Source organism: Alkalibacterium iburiense, from assembly GCF_039521845.1.
In the GTDB taxonomy this organism is placed as follows: domain Bacteria; phylum Bacillota; class Bacilli; order Lactobacillales; family Carnobacteriaceae_A; genus Alkalibacterium; species Alkalibacterium iburiense.
The window spans coordinates 1-6,950 of record NZ_BAAACW010000151.1 but is presented as its reverse complement, the minus strand read 5'-3'; the positions used below and the strand labels follow the sequence as shown (position 1 = coordinate 6,950).

Below are 6,950 nucleotides of genomic sequence, written 5' to 3'. Positions count from 1 at the left end.
AGTCGGCTTTAATTTTACTTTGAGCACTTTAACACAGGACTTTGTCTGTTCTTTTTTCACTCGCTTCACCTCTATCACGAATACAAACGTGTGTTCTTTTTGTTAACTTTAGTATATCACTCCGTCAACGGAAAGGCTAGAGAAATGTATACTTATTTTTAAAAGAAAAAGAAGACAAAACAATCAGACATTTATCTCAATGTACGCTCTCATCCCACGATTAAAACCATGGGCTTTCACGCTTGATAGTTCTGTAAACTATCCATTGCCTACACCTGCCTTTTCCGTTTCTAATTCTTCAGCGTAGTAACGGACTAAATGCTCACGAGTAAGTAATAGACGACTACCTGACTCTTTTGAAGAAACAGTGACTTGAGGGTGTTTGGATAAGGCGATAGTTAAATCATCCAAACTAGCCTCGCTATCCAAATCAGCTTGACTTGTCTCGCTTTTTTCAAAAACATAGTCTTTATTTAATACATCTTGAATTGTTTTTTCTTCTTTATAATGAGGAAGTCCCGTTCGAAGAAACTCTTTTACAAAGTCATTGGCTGGGTGTTTCAAAATTTCTTCTGCCGTTCCCACTTGTTCAATTTGCCCTTCATTCATCACGCAAATACGGTCTCCCAAATTAATGGCTTCTTGCATATCGTGCGTCACAAAGACAATGGTTTTCTTTAATTCTTTCTGCAGTCTAGTGACATCTTCTTGTAGGCTGTTCTTCGTGATAGGGTCTAAGGCACTAAAAGGTTCATCCATTAAAATGATGGCCGGGTCCGCTGCCAAGGCACGCACCACTCCGATACGTTGTTGCTGGCCGCCTGATAAATCAGACACTTGTCGGTCACGATAAGTCTCAGGATCCATGTCCACTCGTTCTAGAAGTTCTGTCACACGGTCATGCATCTTGTCTTTTTCCCACTTTTTCATTTCCGGCACAATGAGAATATTTTCTTCAACTGTCATATTTGGAAAGAGTGCAATCTGTTGAAGGACATATCCGATATTCCAGCGCAGTTCTTGAAGATTATAGTCGCTGATTTTCTTTCCTTCTATGCTAATGGATCCTTTTGAAAGATCGATTAATTGATTAATCATTTTTAACGTCGTTGTTTTCCCGCTTCCACTTGGGCCGATTAAAACGAAAAATTCTCCTTCATTTATAGTTAAAGAGAAATCTTCCACGACAGCCGTATCGTCATAGTATTTATAGACATTCTCAAATGTAATCACTTCTTTTCCTCCTAAAGAGCTATTAATTTCAGTATAACAAAGGAGGCGTGAAACTTAATGTGATATACTTTTTAAAAAGAAGGGAGGCTCTGACATGCCGTTACGAAAATTAGAAGAAAGAGACAATCAGATTCTAGGAGAAATCATTCGGCGTTCTTTAGAAGAGCATGATTTAGCCATACCTGGGACGGTTTACTACGATGACAACTTATTTCAGTTAAGTGATTACTATAAACAAGACAAGGCGCAGTATTGGGTCCTAGAAAAAGAGGGCCAAGTGATTGGCGGATGCGGTGTGGGACCTTACAGAGGGCAAATAGGAGAGATTCAAAAACTCTATATTGTAAAAGAAGAGCAGGGTAAGGGCTATGCTCATTTGCTGATGCAACAAGCACTCGCCTTTTCGAAAGAACACTATGCTAGCTGTTATATAGAAACCTTTGCTTCTTTGAATAAAGCGAACCGCTTATATGAGTCATACGGATTTAAAGCTTTAGAGGCTCCTTTAGAAGGAAGTGAGCATGGGGCCTGTGACACGTGGTTGTATAAAGAATTTTAAAAAAGCCATCTATCTTTAATGAAAAGTAGATGGCTTTATATTAGAGGTCAAATGTGTCTTCAATAGTATCGATGACCGCCTGATCATTATTGCTTCCAATCATGTATCGGGAAGCGTTTTTGACTTCTTTGGTACCGTTGGACATGGCATAACTATTGGGAAGAGCTTCTAGTAATTCCAAGTCATTGTTGCTGTCGCCAAAAGCCATGATGTCTTCTGTATCAATGCTGAATGTCTCTTGCAGTTTCTGAATACCGGTTAACTTTGAAATCTCTTTAGAAATGATATCGTAAAAACCAAAGCCACTGGAAGTCATGCTCCAGTTTTCGGGCAAGATGGATTCTATTTGTTTTTCATCCACTTCTTCATTTTCTTCAAATTTTAAAGTGATTTTGATAATAGGCACATCAATGGAGCGGAGATCACTCACTTGCTTTTGATTCGGATAGTGTAAATTAGCTGCTCTCATAAAGGGTTCGCTATGAGGGCCGTCCGACAAGATACCGTAGCCATGCGTACTGATGACCATTCTATCTATAAGAGAATCAGGTAACTGATCTAAAAAGGTCTGAAAGTCCTTCTTGTCTAAAGTGTTGCTGTAAAAGAGCTCTTCCCCTATATGAATCGTGCTTCCGTTATCTGTTACAAAGATGAGGTCTTCTGTTAAGCCTTCGAAAAATTCTTTGGCTTTCACATGCTGATTGCCTGTTGCAATTACCAGGCGTACTCCTTTTTCTTTTAACTGAGCAGCTAATTTATAAAAGCGCTCTTTATCATAGTTTTTATCATCGTCTAATAATGTGCCATCCAAGTCAATGGCTATCATCTTAACCATAGTATCCCTCCGAAAAATTCAAAAGTTCCTACAGTAGTGTACCATAAATAGCCAATTTTTGCGGAAGACATTCAGTCTAGAGGATGACTTTAATTTAACTTAAAGCCAGTACGCCGTCTAATTTTTCTTTAATAGAATCTCTCAGATGATGCGTAATCATAATAACAGTCAGGTCCGGGTTGTTCACCAGATTTTCTTCTATTTTTAGAGCGCTGGTTTCATCTAAACTAGATGTCCCTTCATCCACTAAAATAATGTCTTTCCCTCTAATGAGCCCTCTGGCTAGAGCGATACGCTGCCTTTGTCCACCGGATAAAAGGCGTCCGGCTTCACCAACTGAGGTATCCAGTCCATTAGGGAGTTTGTCTATAATATCTTCCAAAGAGGCTTCTTGGATGACTTGAGTCAATGCTTCTTCCGGAAAATATTCATCTAGGGTAATGTTGTCCCGTATGGTTCCTGAAAAAAGATAAGGCGCCTGATCGATATACAGGATGCTGTCACGCAAAGCTTTCCCTGACAACTGGTTTAATTCCTGATTTGAAAAAGTAACCGATCCAGAATAATCAGTCAATTTACCAATTAAAATATTGAGTAACGTTGATTTTCCACTCCCGCTAGACCCCACAATCGCATATTTCCCACCTAAAGCAAAATCATACGTAAGTCCGTTTAATACTTCCTTTTCTCCATAAGCATAGGAAAGCTGTTTTAGACGAATGCCTCTTTCTTGACTGGTTAATGTCGTGTGTCCATTTCCATCTCCTTCTTGAATTGTTTCAAACTTTTCGAAAATAGGACGAACAGCACGGATATGTGACAGTTGATTGCTCACGCTTCCTATTGTATTGAAGATAGTAATGGCCAAATTAGTCGTTGCTGCAAAAGCACCGATTGAAACAATACCCACCCAAGAGAGGTAGCCTGTTAAAGCTCCAATGGATAGTTGTCCAACAATGTTCCCTAGAATAGCTAAAATAGAGACGTTCGCTACAACAAAAGCCTGCTTATTTTTTGCATCCGCCAGTGCTAATGACGCCTCTTTTGTTTTTTCGGTAATTCGATTTAAAAGGCTGTAAGAGAAGAGCGTATCAAAGCCAGCTAAATACTCAGAAACGTGACTTAAAAAGTGTTCACTTTGTTTTGTGGCAAAGAGAGAGGCTTCTCCCATTTGCTTTTGAAAAATTTTCGGTAAAAGAATGGTGGCACCACCAATGACTAATGTCCAGAGACCAAGGGACCAGTGAAAGAAAAAGAGAGCAACAATAGAGGTCAACGATCCAATTAAGCCTGTCAGCATCTGATAGAGATTATCAAAAGCGGTCACTTCTATTGTGGCAATATCATTGCTTAACCATGAGACATACGTGCCAACTTGTCTGTCGTGAAAGTGATTGTAACTTGTCTTTTCAATGCGAGTGGTAATGTCGGTTCGTATGGCTGTAGCCATTTTCTGCTTGGCCTGACTGATTTTAACAATTTGAAAATGAGTGAATATGAGGTAGACGATAAATAAAGCCAATATACGTAAAACGACCATTAAAAACCCTCGTAAGTCCTGATCCACTAGATAATCCAGTGCGGAGGCCATCCACACACTGACAAAGGTTTGACATAAGCCGGTTATAAACAATAAGCCAATGACAATACAGTTTTCTTTCCAGAACAGTTTAAAATAATGAGACATGTTAATCACTCCTTCTTTGTTGTATCTCAAGGATAGAAGAAGTAAACTAGCAATGAATCAATATTTACATATATGTAAAAAAGAGGTGGAAAAGAATGGATTTTGGTCAAACGTTCAAAAGGCTGAGAAAGAGTAAAGGGATGACGTTGAAAGAAGCCGCGGGTGACGGTTTGTCTATTGCTCAGCTCTCGCGTTTTGAAAATGGTCTGTCTATGGTAACGGTCGATTTACTTTATGATATGCTCATTAACATCAACACCACACCGCAAGAGTATTATTTCTTAATGGGGAAAGACACGGAAGAAAAGTTAAAAGCTTTTTTTCAACGGGTGATTAAACTCGACAATGATGAAGAATACGATGAAGAACTTTCCGGGTTGAAAGACATGATACGGAAAACCAATGCCAGACCTTATAGTTGGGAACAGTATTTCTATTATTTTGTGGAAAGCCAAATCCAAGTGAGAAAAGGAAAAAATCCAGAGTCCAACCGTTTAGTACTGGATTATTTACTTCAAGTGGATGACTGGGGAGAGATGGAACTGCGTTTATATGCCTTTTTTGGATTTATGTTTCCTGTGGAGACCACTCATTTTTTAATGAAAACAGCGATTAAAAAGAGTCAGCTCTATCAAGCCATTCCTCAAAGCATGAAGCTGCTTCAAACCATTCTGACCAATAACTTTTCTACTTTCATCTATCATGATCGGCTGGATTTTGCAGAAGAGGCTTTAGAGTTACTGGAGAAAGAATGTATAAAGAATAATGAGTTTGTAGAAACGCATTTAAACCTCCTGTTTAATAAAGGAATACTTGCTTTTAAAAAGAATGACCCTGAGAAAGGAAAAGCCTACTGTGAACAAGTGCTGTCTTTATGTGACATACTAAAGCAGGTCGATAGAAAGAAAATCTTTGCCAATCGATACAAAGCGTGGAAAAAAGAGTATACTAACCCGAATTATAAAGAACTCCTGATTGAACCGGGCTTAGTCGGACTGAAATTAACGTAAAGCTCTCATTAGCTGCATTAAATCAAGAAAATAAATAACTTAACGCCGCTTAAGCATAAGTTAGCGGCATTAAGTCTAAAAAAAATCACTCTAACACCGCTAATTGAAAAGTTAGCGGTGTTAACTTTTAAAAAAAAGAACTCTAATGTCGCTAAACAAGAAGTTAGCGCCATTAGTTTCAAAAAAATGGTTTCTAACACCTCTAAAAAAATTATTAGAACTATAGCGATAGGGTATCCACCAAAAAAAGCAAATAATTTGAATATTATTAAGATAAAATGAATAAACAGCCTTTTTTTATTAAGATTCTATGATAATATAGTAAGATAGCATACAAATTCAAAGGTGAAGGAACGATAGTATGAAAAGGCAAGTTATAAAAGAAACGCTGACCTATATGTGGCGAAACAAGAAAAACAGATTAGTTATTGTATTGTGTTTCGGTGCAATCATTTTACATAGTCTACTCATCCTGCCGAATACTCCAGGAGTAGAAGAAGTCAATATTGAAGCCATGGAAAGAAGCATGGAAGGAAACCGTCAGACATTTGAAGATAATCTCGAAGACGGTGTAACCATTCCTACCATGATGACTGGGACAAGTGCTTATGAAGTCGCTCGAAACGAGTATGTCAATCAAAGAGAACTGTTGACGGCGCTGGAAACGGGGGATGTCAGACGTTATTTAGATATTCCTTACCGAGATGCATCAGGCGGTGGGGGAACGGAAGATGACGAAGGACTCTCTTTCTTCTCCATACTGGGAACGCCTAAAGAAATGGATTATCAGCATATAAAGGAAAGTGCTTATGTGGACCTTGTCGATCCATTGAGTTTTCATATCGTGCATAACCGGACGAGCTTACAGCAGCTGCATCTCTTTTTCATCGGTTTAGGACCCTACATATTAGTGTTTCTATTACTCTTTATGGTGAGTGATGTGACGACGAAAGACCGTAAATTAAGTACACAAAAAGCAGGAGTGCCAATCAACTGGTTTGGCTACTTGCTTCTGCAGTCTTTAGCAGGACTGGGTTTTGTCCTGTTATTTTTCCTCGCGTTATCTAGTGTCTTTATACTATTGAATGGCCTGTTACATGGTTTTGGAACCTTCCAGTTACCTGTCGGACAATTTATGGCCAATCCGCCTGGTGAGCCGTTTTATTTATCCGGACCTGGGTTAATGCCCCTAGGCGAATTCTTCTTAAAAGTCTTGCCTTACCTAGTCTTACTACTATACGGCTTTACACGCTTAACGACTTTATTTAGTTTGCTTTTAAAACACGATGTGATCGTCTTACTGGCTTCTTTATTTGTACTTCTATTCCCACAGCTATATTTTGGAGAAGGAGTAAGGGAACTGATGGGCTATTCCGTTTCCTGGTTTCCACAAACTTATTTCCATTTCGGAGATGTAGCTACAGGGGCCGTTTCTCTACTGGCTTGGGAATTTGTTCCGTATACAAGAGGTCTTATCGTATTGGGAGTCACTATTGTGATTATAGAATGTTTCACTTACATTGCGTCTAGAAAAATTAAGAGACAGGCGTTTGTCGGGGTAATGCCAAAAGTTCTATGAAAAATCAGATTATTCCTGTTCGAAGGTATGATATTCCCAAATAGGAT

6 protein-coding genes are annotated in these 6,950 nt (G+C 38.8%); 3 read left to right on the top strand and 3 right to left on the bottom strand.

What is annotated here, in order from left to right:
- Positions 1-258 precede the first annotated feature (258 nt).
- On the bottom strand, positions 259-1,233 hold the full coding sequence (locus ABDZ53_RS11655) for an ABC transporter ATP-binding protein (RefSeq protein ID WP_343756715.1): 975 nt from the start codon (positions 1,231-1,233) through the stop codon (positions 259-261).
- A 94-nt stretch (positions 1,234-1,327) separates the two neighbouring features.
- Between ABDZ53_RS11655 and ABDZ53_RS11650 the strand changes: the two genes are divergently transcribed.
- Positions 1,328-1,792, top strand: a complete 465-nt coding sequence (locus ABDZ53_RS11650; protein ID WP_343756713.1) for a GNAT family N-acetyltransferase — start codon at positions 1,328-1,330, stop codon at positions 1,790-1,792.
- A gap of 40 nt (positions 1,793-1,832) precedes the next feature.
- Here the strand turns inward: ABDZ53_RS11650 and ABDZ53_RS11645 are convergent, their stop codons facing one another.
- Positions 1,833-2,627 (bottom strand): Cof-type HAD-IIB family hydrolase, encoded by a 795-nt coding sequence (locus ABDZ53_RS11645; RefSeq protein WP_343756711.1) that lies wholly within the window; start codon positions 2,625-2,627, stop codon positions 1,833-1,835.
- Positions 2,628-2,721: 94 nt separating this feature from the next.
- Complete coding sequence (locus tag ABDZ53_RS11640) at positions 2,722-4,314, bottom strand: ABC transporter ATP-binding protein (protein ID WP_343756710.1); 1,593 nt, start codon at positions 4,312-4,314, stop codon at positions 2,722-2,724.
- A 95-nt stretch (positions 4,315-4,409) separates the two neighbouring features.
- Between ABDZ53_RS11640 and ABDZ53_RS11635 the strand changes: the two genes are divergently transcribed.
- Entirely contained in the window at positions 4,410-5,324 is a 915-nt protein-coding gene (locus ABDZ53_RS11635) for a helix-turn-helix domain-containing protein (RefSeq protein ID WP_343756709.1), read from the top strand.
- Positions 5,325-5,685: 361 nt separating this feature from the next.
- On the top strand, positions 5,686-6,903 hold the full coding sequence (locus ABDZ53_RS11630; protein ID WP_343756708.1) for a hypothetical protein: 1,218 nt from the start codon (positions 5,686-5,688) through the stop codon (positions 6,901-6,903).
- Positions 6,904-6,950: the final 47 nt, after the last annotated feature.

Coding starts and splice junctions, on each gene's coding strand:
- ABDZ53_RS11635 (WP_343756709.1), top strand. CDS start 4,410: ATGGATTTTGGTCAAACGTTCAAAAGGCTGAGAAAGAGTAAAGGGATG.
- ABDZ53_RS11650 (WP_343756713.1), top strand. CDS start 1,328: ATGCCGTTACGAAAATTAGAAGAAAGAGACAATCAGATTCTAGGAGAA.
- ABDZ53_RS11640 (WP_343756710.1), bottom strand. CDS start 4,314: ATGTCTCATTATTTTAAACTGTTCTGGAAAGAAAACTGTATTGTCATT.
- ABDZ53_RS11630 (WP_343756708.1), top strand. CDS start 5,686: ATGAAAAGGCAAGTTATAAAAGAAACGCTGACCTATATGTGGCGAAAC.
- ABDZ53_RS11645 (WP_343756711.1), bottom strand. CDS start 2,627: ATGGTTAAGATGATAGCCATTGACTTGGATGGCACATTATTAGACGAT.